The sequence below is a fragment of the Amycolatopsis rubida genome (assembly GCF_900115345.1).
GTDB classification, from domain to species: domain Bacteria; phylum Actinomycetota; class Actinomycetes; order Mycobacteriales; family Pseudonocardiaceae; genus Amycolatopsis; species Amycolatopsis rubida.
In genome coordinates this window covers 472,270-484,893 of the sequence record NZ_FOWC01000004.1, presented here as the reverse complement: position 1 = coordinate 484,893, position 12,624 = coordinate 472,270, and the positions used below count along the sequence as shown (strand labels likewise).

General features: G+C 69.1%; 14 protein-coding genes and 2 pseudogenes. 11 read left to right on the top strand and 5 right to left on the bottom strand.

Annotated features, from left to right (window positions below; translation table 11 throughout):
• The first annotated feature begins 5 nt into the window (after positions 1-5).
• The 5 genes and pseudogenes from BM362_RS19905 (at position 6) to BM362_RS19880 (ending at position 4,261) form a co-directional block, all read left to right on the top strand.
• Positions 6-737: pseudogene (locus tag BM362_RS19905) on the top strand (alpha/beta fold hydrolase).
• A 252-nt stretch (positions 738-989) separates the two neighbouring features.
• Positions 990-2,039: a polyadenylate binding domain-containing protein gene (locus BM362_RS46895; protein WP_143132458.1), complete on the top strand. Its 1,050-nt coding sequence runs from the start codon at positions 990-992 to the stop codon at positions 2,037-2,039.
• A gap of 143 nt (positions 2,040-2,182) precedes the next feature.
• Complete coding sequence (locus BM362_RS19890) at positions 2,183-2,590, top strand: hypothetical protein (protein ID WP_067591617.1); 408 nt, start codon at positions 2,183-2,185, stop codon at positions 2,588-2,590.
• Between the two features lie 10 nt (positions 2,591-2,600).
• Positions 2,601-3,656, top strand: a complete 1,056-nt coding sequence (locus tag BM362_RS19885; RefSeq protein WP_232791948.1) for a sensor histidine kinase — start codon at positions 2,601-2,603, stop codon at positions 3,654-3,656.
• The gene (locus BM362_RS19880) at positions 3,653-4,261 is read left to right on the top strand and encodes a response regulator transcription factor (protein ID WP_067591808.1); all 609 of its coding nucleotides are present in this window, start codon (positions 3,653-3,655) and stop codon (positions 4,259-4,261) included. The genes BM362_RS19885 and BM362_RS19880 overlap by 4 nt, the downstream gene beginning before the upstream one ends.
• 321 nt (positions 4,262-4,582) lie before the next feature.
• Here BM362_RS19880 and BM362_RS19875 read toward each other — a convergent pair whose 3' ends face one another.
• A complete protein-coding gene (locus tag BM362_RS19875) occupies positions 4,583-4,957 on the bottom strand; it encodes a DUF5997 family protein (RefSeq protein ID WP_093574133.1) in 375 nt (124 codons plus the stop codon).
• 44 nt (positions 4,958-5,001) lie between these two features.
• Here BM362_RS19875 and BM362_RS19870 point away from each other — a divergent pair, with 44 nt between their 5' ends.
• Both BM362_RS19870 and BM362_RS19865 read left to right on the top strand, forming a co-directional pair.
• Positions 5,002-5,730: a LysR family substrate-binding domain-containing protein gene (locus tag BM362_RS19870; RefSeq protein WP_093574132.1), complete on the top strand. Its 729-nt coding sequence runs from the start codon at positions 5,002-5,004 to the stop codon at positions 5,728-5,730.
• A gap of 16 nt (positions 5,731-5,746) precedes the next feature.
• Positions 5,747-6,541, top strand: coding sequence for an SDR family NAD(P)-dependent oxidoreductase (locus tag BM362_RS19865; protein ID WP_067591608.1), 795 nt, complete (start codon positions 5,747-5,749; stop codon positions 6,539-6,541).
• Here BM362_RS19865 and BM362_RS50600 read toward each other — a convergent pair.
• Positions 6,535-6,732, bottom strand: coding sequence for a hypothetical protein (locus BM362_RS50600; RefSeq protein WP_425285713.1), 198 nt, complete (start codon positions 6,730-6,732; stop codon positions 6,535-6,537). The two genes, BM362_RS19865 and BM362_RS50600, sit on opposite strands and share 7 nt — an antisense overlap.
• Before the next feature lie 48 nt (positions 6,733-6,780).
• On the opposite strand from BM362_RS50600, the pseudogene BM362_RS19860 reads away from it, so the two are divergent.
• Positions 6,781-7,374: pseudogene (locus BM362_RS19860) on the top strand (LuxR C-terminal-related transcriptional regulator).
• Positions 7,375-7,608: 234 nt separating this feature from the next.
• Here BM362_RS19860 and BM362_RS49975 read toward each other — a convergent pair.
• Positions 7,609-7,734: a hypothetical protein gene (locus BM362_RS49975; protein WP_280142734.1), complete on the bottom strand. Its 126-nt coding sequence runs from the start codon at positions 7,732-7,734 to the stop codon at positions 7,609-7,611.
• Positions 7,731-7,967, bottom strand: a complete 237-nt coding sequence (locus BM362_RS19855) for a hypothetical protein (protein WP_198545583.1) — start codon at positions 7,965-7,967, stop codon at positions 7,731-7,733. The genes BM362_RS49975 and BM362_RS19855 overlap by 4 nt, the downstream gene beginning before the upstream one ends.
• 200 nt (positions 7,968-8,167) lie before the next feature.
• On the opposite strand from BM362_RS19855, the gene BM362_RS19850 reads away from it, so the two are divergent.
• Positions 8,168-8,857, top strand: coding sequence for a TetR/AcrR family transcriptional regulator (locus BM362_RS19850; protein ID WP_067591599.1), 690 nt, complete (start codon positions 8,168-8,170; stop codon positions 8,855-8,857).
• A gap of 66 nt (positions 8,858-8,923) precedes the next feature.
• Here BM362_RS19850 and BM362_RS19845 read toward each other — a convergent pair whose 3' ends face one another.
• Positions 8,924-9,754, bottom strand: coding sequence for an SAM-dependent methyltransferase (locus BM362_RS19845; RefSeq protein WP_067591596.1), 831 nt, complete (start codon positions 9,752-9,754; stop codon positions 8,924-8,926).
• 147 nt (positions 9,755-9,901) lie between these two features.
• Here BM362_RS19845 and BM362_RS19840 point away from each other — a divergent pair, with 147 nt between their 5' ends.
• Both BM362_RS19840 and katG read left to right on the top strand, forming a co-directional pair.
• Positions 9,902-10,333 carry a Fur family transcriptional regulator gene (locus BM362_RS19840; RefSeq protein WP_067591593.1) on the top strand — a complete coding sequence of 144 codons (432 nt, stop codon included), beginning with the start codon at positions 9,902-9,904 and terminating at the stop codon, positions 10,331-10,333.
• Between the two features lie 30 nt (positions 10,334-10,363).
• Complete coding sequence (gene katG, locus BM362_RS19835) at positions 10,364-12,592, top strand: catalase/peroxidase HPI (RefSeq protein WP_067591590.1); 2,229 nt, start codon at positions 10,364-10,366, stop codon at positions 12,590-12,592.
• Positions 12,593-12,624 lie beyond the last annotated feature (32 nt).

Below are 12,624 nucleotides of genomic sequence, written 5' to 3'. Positions count from 1 at the left end.
GCAACGTGATTGTGCACAACTTAGTTGTACTGTTGGTCCCGTTCGGAACTTTCTCCGCGGAGGACCTCCTGACTGCCACTGTCGTTCTGGTGCACGGCGCGTTTGCGGATTCGTCCAGCTGGAACGGGGAGATCGAGCGGTTGCGAGCCGCCGGGCACCGGGTGATCGCGGCAGCGAACCCGCTGCGCGGAGTCGCCGAGGACGCCGCCTACGTGCGGTCTTTGCTGGACCGCATCGAGGGCCCGATCGTCCTGGCCGGCCACTCTTACGGCGGCTCGGTGATCTCGGCCGCCGCGACGGGGTGCGGGCGCTGGTCTCCATCGCGGGATTCCTCCCGGACGAGGGCGAAAGCGTGGGCGAACTGGCCGGAAAGTTCCCCGGCGGCACCCTCGGAGAGACGTTGGAGCAGGTCGCCCTGTCGAACGGCGTAGACCTTTATGTCCGGCAGGACCTGTTCCCGCCAGCAGTTCCCGGCCGCACCGGCCAGCCAGATGGCAGCAGGCCAACGCCCGATCGCCGCGGCGGCCCTTGACGAGGCCTCGCCCGCACCGGCGTGGAAGGACTTGCCGGTGTACAGCCTGATCCCGACCGCGGACAAGAACATCCCGGCCGCGGCGCAGCGTTTCATGGCGGAACGCGCGGAGGCGGAGGTCGTCGAGGTGGAGGGCGCTTCGCACGCGGTGCTGGTTTCGCGGCCGGAGGCGGTGGCGGAACTGATCCTGCGCGCTGCCCGGTGACTTTGCCGGGTGAGACCGGTCCGCGCCGCGCCTGGATGCGCGGCGCTGGCCGGGCTGGGAAGCACTCGGCCAGGCGGCTGGCTCAGTGGTTCCGGTGGGTGGCTCTCCGGGCGTGGTTTCGGCGATGGGCCTGCTCATCGGGCCCGTTGTGCGGCGTTCGGGGAGCCGATCGGTCCCGTTGTGCGGACTCGTCATGGCCGAGCCGGACTTTCGCCGATCGCCGCGTCGGCGCGGCAGTTACCATCGGCGGCCATGAGTACCTCAGGGGGTCCACAGGAGCAGCCGGGCACGCCGCAGGAGCCGGGCGCGGTCCCGCCGGGATGGCAGCCGCCTCCGCCGGGCGCCGGTTATCCGCAGCAGCCCGGAGTTCAGCCGGGTTATCCGCAGCAGCCTGGGCAGCCTCCGCAGTACGGGCAGCCCGCGCAGCAGTACCCGGGCCAGCCCGCGCCGGGGTCCTACCCGGGCCAGGCCGGGCAGCCGCAGCCGGGGCAGGCTGGGCAGCCGCAGCCGGGACAGCACTCCGGGCAGGGGCAGTACCCCGGGCAACCGCAGCCGGGACAGCACCCCGGGCAGGGGCAGTACCCCGGGCAACCGGGCCAGCCGCAACCCGGTCAGTTCCAGCCGGGCCAGCCCTACCTTGGTCAAGCTGCCTACCCCGGCCAGCAGGGTTATCCAGCACAACAGGCGGGTTACCCGCCCCAGCAGCCGGGTTATCCAGCACAGCAGCCGGGTTATCCGCCCCAGCAGCCGGGCACCGGCTACGCACCGCAACCCGGCCAGGGCTTCCTGCCCCAAAACCAGCCGCTCACCACCGCGGGGCTCGGCGCGATTCCGGTGGCGCTCGGCGGCATCCTCGAGGTCGTCGCCCTCTTCATCCCCTGGGTCACGTTCACCCTGGGCTCCCAAACCGCCTCGGTCACCTTCCTCGACGCCTTCAGCAAGATGACGTCCGGCATGGACAGCTTCGCCGCGATGTACGTGCGGTTCCTCGCCTTCATCCTGATCGCCGGGACGTTGTTGTCCACTCTCCCGTGGACGCTCGGCGCGTTGCGCACGAAGAGGTCCGCGTACTGGTTCAGCGGGATCCGCCGCCGGGAACTCACTCCGCCGAACTTCTGGTGGTACCGCACCGTCTTCGCGGGGCGGGCGACGGTCATGCTGCTCTTCCACATCGCGGGGATCATCGCGATGTTCTACGAGGATCTGTCGAAGATCGGGCTCGGCGCGTATCTGCTCCTCCTCGGCGGGGTGCTCGTGATCGTCGGCGCGGCGATCGGGCCGAAGCTCACGGCTGCCCGCTGACGTCGCGGATGACCGGGTTCTGACAAATGTCATCGCGCACCGGTGCGCGGTGACACTACGGCTCGCTTGCCCGTCCGCACCACCATGGGACGGGCACGCGGCACCGGACCTCCGGGCCGATTCACGGTCTGGAAAGGACAGTCATGACCTCCCGCCCCGCAACGGTTTCCGAACATCCCCGGATCAGGGCGGTCCGCGTCCTCACCGGGGCCTACCTGGCGCTGAGCGTGCTCACCCTCGGCGCGATCTTCCTCCTCCGCGACGACCCGTCGATGGTCACCGACGTCGTCTGGGTCCGGGCCACGATTGTGGCGGCGAGCGCGCTGCTGACGTTCCTGTTCGCGAGAAGCGCGGCTCGCGGGTCGAAACGAGGGCTGCTGCGGCTCCGGATCGTGTCAGCGGTGATGACGGTCGCGATCGTCGTCATCGTGTCGATTCCGGGCTTCCTGCCGCTGTGGGTCCGGCTTGAGCAGGGCGTCTGCGGGGTGCTGCTGCTGGCGGTGGTCGTCCTGGTCAACGGAGGGCACGTGCGTTCGCTGGTCTCCGAGTAGCGTGCCGGACGTGGACCGCGGCCCCGATTCCGACGCGCAACGCTGGGTACTGGGCTGGCGTCGGCTCGTGCTGGACGCCGGCCTCCTGGTGTACCCGCTGATCGTCCTCGCCCAGACGGGAGAGCGGCCGGCGGCGGTGGTGGCGCTGCTGGCGTTCTGCGTGTGCTACATCGGGGCGGCCGTCGCCGCTTACCGGTTCCGGAGCCGGCTTTTCTGGATCCTGACCGGGGTGTTGACGGTGCTGTTCGCCGTCGTGCTGCCGATCGCCCGGGCGAATGCCTTTTACCTGCTTGCCGTGGTGGTTTCGCTCGCGGTTCCGCGGTTGCCGCGCTGGGGTGCGGTCATCGTGCCGGTCGCGGCGGCAGCGACTGTGGTGGTGCCGTGGGCGGTTTGGCGTGCGGACCCGGGGTGGGCGCAGGCCGCGGCGTTGGTGTTCACCGTGTTGGTGGTCGTCGCGTTCGCGGAGGCGTTGCGGGCGAACCGGGCGTTAGTGCAGGCGCGGGCGGAAGTGCAGCGGTTGGCCGCGGATGCGGAACGGTCGCGGATCTCGCGGGATTTGCATGATCTCTTGGGACATTCGCTTACCGCGATCACCGTGAAGAGCAATCTTGCCCGGCGGCTCGCGGAGAAGGGGGACGAGCGGGTGGTCGAGGAGATCGGCGAGGTTGAGCAGTTGTCCCGGCAGGCGCTGGCGGATGTTCGGGCGGCGGTTTCCGGGTACCGGGATGTGACGCTGGCCGGGGAGCTCGCGCGGGGACGGGAATTGTTGCGGGCCGCGGGGATTAGTGCGGATCTTCCCGCCGCTGTCGACGGGCCGCATCAGGAGTTGTTCGGGTGGGTGGTTCGGGAGGGGTTGACTAACGTGGTCCGGCATTCTCGGGCTACCGCTTGTGCGGTGACTGTTTCGGGTTCTTCCGTGGAGATCCGTGACGACGGTGCCGGCGCTTCCGCGGATTCGGGGAATGGGTTGTCCGGATTGCGGGATCGGGTCGTGGCGGCCGGCGGGCGGATGGAGGCGGGGCCGATTCGGCCTCGGGGGTGGCGGTTGCGGGTGACTGTGGCGTGACTATCCGGTTGTTGCTCGCCGACGATCAGGCCTTGGTGCGGCAGGCGTTGGGGACCTTGCTTGATCTTGAGGACGATTTTGTGGTGGTTGCGCAGGTGGGGCGGGGGGATGAGGTGGCAGGGGCCGCGCTTGAGCACCGACCGGATGTTGCGTTGCTGGATATCGAGATGCCGGGGTTGGACGGGTTGGCCGCGGCCGCGGTTTTGGCTGAACAGGCGCCTGCGTGCCGGGTGGTTGTTCTGACGACGTTCGGGCGGGCCGGGTATTTGCGGCGGGCTATGGAGGCTGGGGCGGTCGGTTTTGTGGTCAAGGATGCGCCTGCCGAGGCATTGGGGGATGCCATTCGGCGGGTGATGCGAGGGGAGCGGGTGGTGGATCCGGCATTGGCGGTGGCTACCTTGGCCGCGGGGGAATCGCCGTTGACTGCCCGGGAGAGGGATGTGTTGATCGCGGCTCGGGGCGGGGGGTCGGTGGCGGAGATTGCCGGGAGTTTGTATTTGTCTGAGGGGACGGTCCGGAATTATTTGTCTGGGGCTATTGCCAAGACCGGGGCCCGGAATCGGATGGGGGCGGTTCGGGTTGCTGAGGAGCGGGGGTGGTTGTGACGGCTCGTCGCCTGGGGGCGACATTGCTTTGGGGTTGCGGCGGGGTGCCCCGAAGCTTGATTGTGCAGGTGGGCTTCGTATCGGGGTGCGGGATGGTGTGGATGCCTCGTTCGTGGGGTGCGCTGGCCGCGGGTTGGGCGCTTGGTGAGTTCGTCGCGCGCGGCGGGTTTGTAGCGGGTGTGGGGTACCTGGTCGCGGTGGGGTTCGCGGGTGCCGGGATAGCGCCCCGATGCCGCACTGGGTGCGTCGGGGCGGTGGGGTGGTCGTGAGGGGAACCCTCACCGACTCGTGCGGCGCGCCGGAAGGTCCGAAGTGGACGGACTAGTCGTTCTTCTCCGCGTTCAGCCGGGCGGCTTCGCGGCGGACTTCGGCTTGGGTTTCGCGTTCGCGTTGCAGCCAGGTGGGGTTGTCGGACTTCAGGGTCTCGATCTGGTCCGTCGTCAGGGCTTCGGTGACACCGCCCCTGGCCAGGCCGCCGATGGAGACTCCGAGTTTCGCCGCTACCACCGGGCGCGGGTGCGGGCCGTTGCGGCGCAGGTCGCGGAGCCATTCCGGCGGGTCGGTCTGCAGGGCGTTCAGCTCCTCGCGCGAGACGGCGCCCGCGCGGAACTCTGCGGGGGTCGCTTCGAGGTAGACGCCCAGCTTCTTCGCTGCCGTCGCCGGCTTCATGGTCTGGGGGGTCTTCTGCGCCGTCATGCCCACCAGCGTAACCGGCGACCCCGCGCCGGTAGCCTTGCCACGTGACAGGAGCCGACCAGGCCTCGGCGTTCCGGCTCGCCTACGTTCCGGGTGCGACCCCCGCGAAGTGGGTCCGGATCTGGGGCGAACGCAATCCCGAAGTGCCGCTTGACCTGGTCGCGGTCGCTGCCGCCGAGGCCGCAGGCGTCGTTCGCGAGGGCGGGGTGGACGCGGCGCTGCTGCGGCTGTCCGAGGACCGCGACGGGCTGCACGCGATTCCGCTCTACACCGAGACCACAGTGGTCGTCGTGCCCAGGGATCACCTGGTCGCGGCGGCCGACGAGGTGTCCATTGCGGACCTCGCGGACGAGCTCGTGCTGCATCCGCTCGACGACTCGCTCGGGTGGGACGAACTGCCGGGCAAGCCCGCGCTGGAGCGGCCGGAGACGACTGGCGACGCGATCGAGCTGGTGGCGGCGGGCGTCGGCGTGCTGATGGTGCCGCAGTCGCTTGCCCGGTTGCACCATCGGCGTGATCTCACCTACCGGCCGGTCGAGGACGCACCGCAGTCGCGCGTCGCGTTGTCCTGGCCGGAGGGCGAGACCAGCGATCTCGTGGAGCAGTTCATCGGCATCGTTCGCGGGCGCACGGTGAACAGCACTCGCGGACAGCAGGAAACGCGGGCGAAGACGGGCAAGGCGGCACCGGCCAAGAAAAAGCAGCGCGAACCGGACCGTCGCCGGAGCGTGCCCAAGTCTGGCGGGCGCGGTAAGCCTCGCCGTCGGCGTTGACGCTCAGGGGGCAGTCGTGGATCTCGGGTTGAAGGGCAAGTGCGCGGTCGTCACGGGGGCTAACCGCGGGATCGGGCTGGCGGTTGCCGAGGTGCTCGCGGCGGAGGGGGCTGACCTCGCGCTTGTCGCCCGGGACGGCGAAGCGCTTGCCGCTGCGAGGGAAAGCCTCGGCAGGCACGGCACGAAGGTCATCGCGGTTCCGGCGGACACCACCGACGACGCTGCGGTCGCGGCGATGGCGGAGCGGGTCAAGGCGGAGTTCGGGGCGGCGGACGTCCTGGTCAACTGTGCGGCTCCGGCCTCCAGCGGGGTTCGCACGCCGCTCGACGATCTGCGGGACGAAGACCTCCGCCTCGAGATCGAGACCAAGGTGCTCGGCTACCTGCGGTGCGCTCGTGCGCTCGCGCCGGGGATGCGGGAGCGCGGCTGGGGCCGGATCGTGAACGTCAGTGGGCTCAACGCGCGGCTGGCCAGTTCGACGTTCGGGTCGATTCGCAATGTCGCGGTCGCGGCGATGACCAAGAATCTCGCCGACGAGCTGGGGCCGCGGGGAATCGCCGTGACGGTCGTGCATCCGGGCTACACGGTGACCGAGCGGACGCCGGAGAAGTTCGCCGAGATCGCCGCGGCGCGGGGGATTTCCGTGGCAGAGCTGGAAAACAGCATCGCGGCCGGGGTGAGCATCGGGCGGCTGGTGACGGCGGCCGAGGTGGCGGACGTGGTGGCGTTCCTCGCGTCTCCGCGCAGCGCGGCGATCAACGGAGACGCCATCGCGGCCGGCGGTGGCGTTCCGGGGCAGATTTACTACTGAACGACCTGGAGTTCGCGCCGGCGTTCCGAGATCGGATAGCCGAGGCGGCCCTTGGTCCAGGCGAGCACGATCAGCGGCAGGTGCTCGGCGAGTTTCGGGTCCGGCGGCTCGGGACTCGGCGGGATGCGCCGCCGGATCGAGGCGCTCGACGGAGCCTTCGCGCTGGCGAGTTCCGCCGGCGGACCGCCCACTCTGACGGTGAGCCTGCCATGCGGATTGTGATCGCCGAGGACGACCCGTTGCTGAGCGAAGGACTCGCGCTGCTGTTGTGCGCGCCGAGGGGCCTCGACGTCGTCGCGACCACCGGCAACCCGGCCGATTTCCTTGCTGCAGTGGACAAACACAAGCGATCGTGGACGTCCGGATGCCGCCGACGCACACCGATGAGGGCATCGTCGACGACGTCCGGGGCTTGCCGGTGCTGGTGCTGTCGGCGTATGTCGAGCAGGCATTCGCGACTGATCTGCTGGGCAGCGCGCGGCTCGGGTATCTGCTGAAGGAACGCGTCGGGCGGGTCACCGAGTTCATGGCGGCGCCGAATCGGACGGCCGACGGCGGGACGGCGATCGATCCGGAAGTGGTGGCGCAGTTGCTGACCCGGACGCGTGCGGATTCCGGGCTGGAACGGCTCAGCCCGCGCGAACGGGATGTGCTGGCGTTGATGGCGGAAGGATGGGGGAATGGTGCCATCGCCGAACGGCTCATGGTAACGGACGGCGCGGTGCACAAACATATTCGCAGCATTTTTCGCGAAACTGGAGTTAGCGCCGGATGACAGCGCGGATCGGCAGGTTACCGCGGTGCTGCGTTATGTGGAAGAAGCCCGTCGTTGATCCTTTGCGTGCTCCTGGATGAATCGGTGAAGGCTTGACGGCAAGGTGCTGCCGGTCTTCCGGCGAGGGCGAAGCGGGCAGCGTTCACCGGCATTCGGCCAGGCGCAGTTCACCCGGACGAGTGCAGTCTCGACCGCACAAACCGGTGACCCCGAACTGGTCTGAGCCCACCCGGGTGCGGACGTGCGAAGACCGCACCGGAGCGGGACCGGTGCTGCTGTCAGCCGGGACGAGCTACGTGCCCGAGCCGGGCTTCTCGTCCGCCGCGCCCTCGGGCACGTCCTCTTCGGACCAGTCGAGCCCGGCCTCGGCGACCACGCCGTCGAAAATCGGGGTGGCCACGGCCTGCTCGGCGCTCACGACGCGCTCACCACGTCGATGATCGCGTCGGCCGCGATCCACTGCGGATCCGCGTCTCTCGCCTGGCCGTCGACCTGGACCGGGACCCAGGTGACCGCGGTGGCGTCGTCGGTGACCGGGGTTCCGGTGACCACCCCGCGCCGGCACAGCTGGCGCCTGCCGGTGCGCTGGCCGACCAGGTAGGTGACCCGGTGGCCGGTGGACAGTTCGGGCCGGTGCTGTTCGCCGTCCATGTGTTCCTCCCTGCACGTCGCCCAGGCGGGCGACGCTCGCTTCATCGACGCGACTCGCTCCCCGCGTGCCGATGACGCACTCCCGGCCCATGATCTGGGCCACATCGAGGCAACCCGACCACAGACCGTTATCCCTCGGTACAAAAAGTAACAGGTACAGCACCGTATCTGGTATGTGACCCGGCGATACACTCGCGCGGATGACGTCCTCAGGTACTCCGCCCGACGGGCGGGCCACCCGGTGGGCAGGGCAGCGCGAACGCCGGCGCCGGGAATTCGTGGAAGCCGGAATGCGCGCGATCGCCCGGTTCGGGCCGGAGGTGTCCACCGAGCAGATCGCCGACGAGGCCGGCGTCGCTCGCACGCGCATTTACAAGCATTTCGCCGACACCGCGGATCTGCAGCGTGCTATCGCGTTGCGCGCGGCGGAAATGATTGGCGCGCAATTCTCTCCGCTGTGGGGAGTTTCCGGTACTCCGCGCGAAATGGTGCACGCGACGATCGGCGCGCACATCGAATGGCTTTCCGAGCATCGCGCGCTGTATCAGTACCTGATGCGGCAGTCGGTGACCGGGCCGCGCGACGTCGTCGCGGACGTGAAAACCGCGATCGCCCGCCAGTTGACTGTGCTGTTCGAGTACTACCTCGGCCTCTTCGGCGCGGACCAGCGCGTCGGCGAGACGATCGCGTACGGGCTGGTGGGGTTGGTCGAGTCCAGTACGGCGCACTGGCTGGACACCCCGCGCGGCATCGACCGCGACGATCTGCGCCAGCTGCTCGCCCGCTGGGTCTGGTCGATCCTCGACGACACGCTGCGCACGGTCGGCGTCGTCCTCAACCCGGATTCGCCGCTGTCCGATCTGGACTATCGCGTCCTCGAACGCCCGTGAAGGGCCCCTCGCGGGAATCAGATTTCCGCAAGGGGCCCTTCACTGACGTTCAGCGGGGCGCGAGCGTCAGGCCTTCCGGCCGACTCCGCCCGCGATGCACTCCTGGACCTGGTTCAGCGGCTGGTACCGCGGGCCGTCCGGCCACCAGTCCTCGCACAGCACCAGGCCCGGGTCGACCAGTTCGGTGCCGCCGAACATCCGGCCGATCTCGTCCCACGTGCGGAAGAGGCCGCTGCCCATCGGGCTGTGCGTGAACTTCTCCTCCATCCGCCGGGCGATCTCGCTGTGCTCGGGCGTCTGCGGGTCGAGGAAGTGCGCGACCACCACGAACGACCCGGACGGCAGCGCGTCCACGTAGGTCCGCATCATCTCCTCGTAGTCGTCGCCGAGGTAGTGGTGCAGGGTTCCGTTGTGCAGCAACGCGATCGGCTTCGTCCAGTCGAGGAACTCGCGCGCGGTCTCGTTCCGCAGGATCTGCTCGGGCTTGAAGATGTCCGCTTCGACGAACCGGGTGTTGTCGTTCTCTTCGAGCAGCGCGCGCCCGTGCGCGAGAACCACCGGGTCGTTGTCCACGTACAGGACGCGGGCGTCCGGGATGATCCGCTGCACGACCTGGTGCGTGTTTTCCGCGGTGGGCAGGCCGGAACCGCAGTCGAGGTACTGGGCGACCCTGCCCTGGGTGGCGAGGAACCGGCAGGCGCGGATGAGGAAGTTGCGGTTGGCCCAGGCGAGGTCGTTGACCTCCGGGGCCACGGTCCGCACCTGGTCGAGCACCCTGCGGTCGATCTCGTAGTTGTTCGTGCCGTTCAGCGCGGCGTCGTACACCCGGGCAATGCTCGCTCGCGTGATATCGACCCCGACCGGGTGCGAACTGGGCGATTCGACGGCCTCGGTCATTTCTGGCGTCACCTCGGATGTGTCGGACGTCTCTTTGGCCTACTCACCGTAGACCTCCCGGGCTGTCAAGCGACCGCCAGGAGGAGGACTACCGGAGCGGGTGACAGATTCTTGATTCATTCCAGAAAATGCGGCAGACTCCGGGGCATGCCGACGACCACGGACTTCGAGCAGCTGCTGCGCGGAGTGCAGTTGCGGATCACGCGCCCTCGGCTGGCCGTGCTCTCCGCCGTGCACGCCAACGCGCACGCGGACACCGAGTCCGTCATCGGCATGGTGCGCGCGGATCTCGGCGAGGTTTCCCACCAGGCCGTTTACGACGTGCTGCGCGCGCTGACCGACGCGGGGCTGCTGCGGCGCATTCAGCCGCCCGGTTCGGTCGCACGGTACGAGGCCCGGGTAGGGGACAACCACCACCACGTCGTGTGCCGCTCGTGCGGTGCCATCGAAGACGTCGACTGCGCGGTCGGAGAGGCGCCCTGCCTGACCGCTTCGCAGACGCACGGCTTCGTCATCGAAGAGGCCGAGGTCGTCTACTGGGGCCGCTGCCCCGACTGCTCCGCCGCTTTGAGTTCCTGAGCAAGACCAAGATTCCCGGAAGGATTTCAGTTGTCCGAATCGCTTGACTCCGTTGCCGACGACCACACGGCGGGGTGCCCGGTCACCGGGCGCATGGGCTACCCGACCGAAGGTGCCGCGAACCGTGACTGGTGGCCGAACCAGCTCAACCTGAAGATCCTCCGGAAGCACGCTCCCGCGGCGGACCCGATGGGCGGGGAGTTCGACTACGCCAAGGAATTCAAGAGCCTCGACCTCGACGCGCTTGCCCGCGACGTCGACGCGCTGCTCACCACTTCGCAGGAGTTCTGGCCTGCCGACTTCGGCAACTACGGCCCGCTGTTCATCCGGATGGCCTGGCACAGCGCCGGCACCTACCGGATCGACGACGGCCGCGGCGGGGCGGGCGGCGGCCAGCAGCGGTTCGCGCCGCTGAACAGCTGGCCGGACAACGTCGGCCTGGACAAGGCGCGCCGTCTGCTGTGGCCGGTCAAGAAGAAGTACGGCAAGAAGATCTCGTGGGCGGACCTGATGGTCTTCGCGGGCAACCGCGCGCTTGAAACCATGGGCTTCAAGACCTTCGGCTTCGCCGGCGGCCGCGCCGACGTGTGGGAGCCGGACGAGGACATCTACTGGGGCCCGGAGCGCACCTGGCTCGGCGACGAGCGCTACCGGGGCGACCGCGAGCTGGACAACCCTCTCGCCGCGGTCCAGATGGGCCTCATCTACGTGAACCCGGAAGGCCCGAACGGCAACCCGGACCCGATCGCCTCGGCGCGCGACATCCGCGAGACGTTCGCCCGGATGGCGATGAACGACGAGGAGACCGTCGCCCTCATCGCCGGCGGCCACACCTTCGGCAAGACGCACGGCGCGGGCGACGCGGACGCGAACGTCGGCCCGGTGCCCGAGGCCGCGCCGATCGAGCAGATGGGCCTCGGCTGGAAGAACAGCTTCGGCAGCGGCAAGGGCCGCGACCAGATCGGCAGCGGGCTCGAGGTCACCTGGACCCCGACCCCGACCCGGTGGAGCAACTGGTTCTTCCACAACCTGTTCACCTACGAGTGGGAGCTGACCAAGAGCCCCGCCGGCGCGCACCAGTGGAAGCCGAAGAACAACGCCGCGCAGGGCACCGTGCCGGACCCGGAGACCGGTGAGCTCAACCGCGCGCCGAGCATGCTGACCTCGGACCTGGCGCTGCGCTTCGACCCGATCTACGAGCCGATTTCGCGCCGGTTCTACGAGAACCCGGAGGAGTTCGCGGACGCCTTCGCCCGCGCCTGGTACAAGCTCACCCACCGCGACATGGGCCCGATCCAGCGCTACCTCGGCCCGCTGGTGCCGCGGGAAGAGCTGATCTGGCAGGACCCGGTCCCGGCCGTCGACCACGAGCTGGTCAGCGAAGCGGACGTCGCGGACCTGAAGGCGAAGATCCTCGAGTCCGGCCTGTCGGTCTCGCAGCTGGTGTCCACCGCGTGGGCGTCGGCCTCGACCTACCGGCACAGCGACAAGCGCGGCGGCGCGAACGGCGCCCGCATCCGCCTCGAACCGCAGCGCGGCTGGGAGGTCAACGAGCCCGACGAGCTGGCTCAGGTGCTGCGCACGCTTGAGGGCGTCCAGGAAGCGTTCAACAGCGCGCAGACCGGCGGGAAGAAGATCTCGCTCGCCGACCTGATCGTGCTGGCCGGCGCGGCGGGCGTGGAGAAGGCGGCGAAGGACGGCGGGGTCGACCTCACCGTTCCGTTCACGCCGGGCCGCACCGACGCGACGCAGGAGCAGACCGACGCGGACTCGTTCGCGCCGCTTGAGCCGAAGGCCGACGGGTTCCGCAACTACCGCGGCAAGGCCAACCCGCTGCCGTCGGAGTACCTGCTGGTGGACAAGGCGAACCTGCTCAACCTGAGCGCGCCGGAGATGGCCGTGCTGGTCGGCGGCCTGCGAGTGCTGGGCGCGAACTACCAGAACTCGGCGGCAGGCGTGCTGACCGACCGGCCGGGCACGCTGACGAACGACTTCTTCGTCAACCTGCTCGACATGGGCGCCGAGTGGAAGCCCGCCGACGGCGAGGGCCCGCACGCGGAGTCCTTCGAGGCCCGCGATCTCGCCACCGGCGAGGTCAAGTGGACCGGCACCCGCAACGACCTGGTGTTCGGTTCGAACTCCGAGCTGCGCGCCGTCGCCGAGGTCTACGGCAGCGACGACGCCAAGGAGAAGTTCGTCCGCGACTTCGTCGCCGCGTGGCACAAGGTGATGAACAACGACCGGTACGACCTGGTCTGAGTTCCGCCTGAACGCCTAGGTCCGGGAAGGGC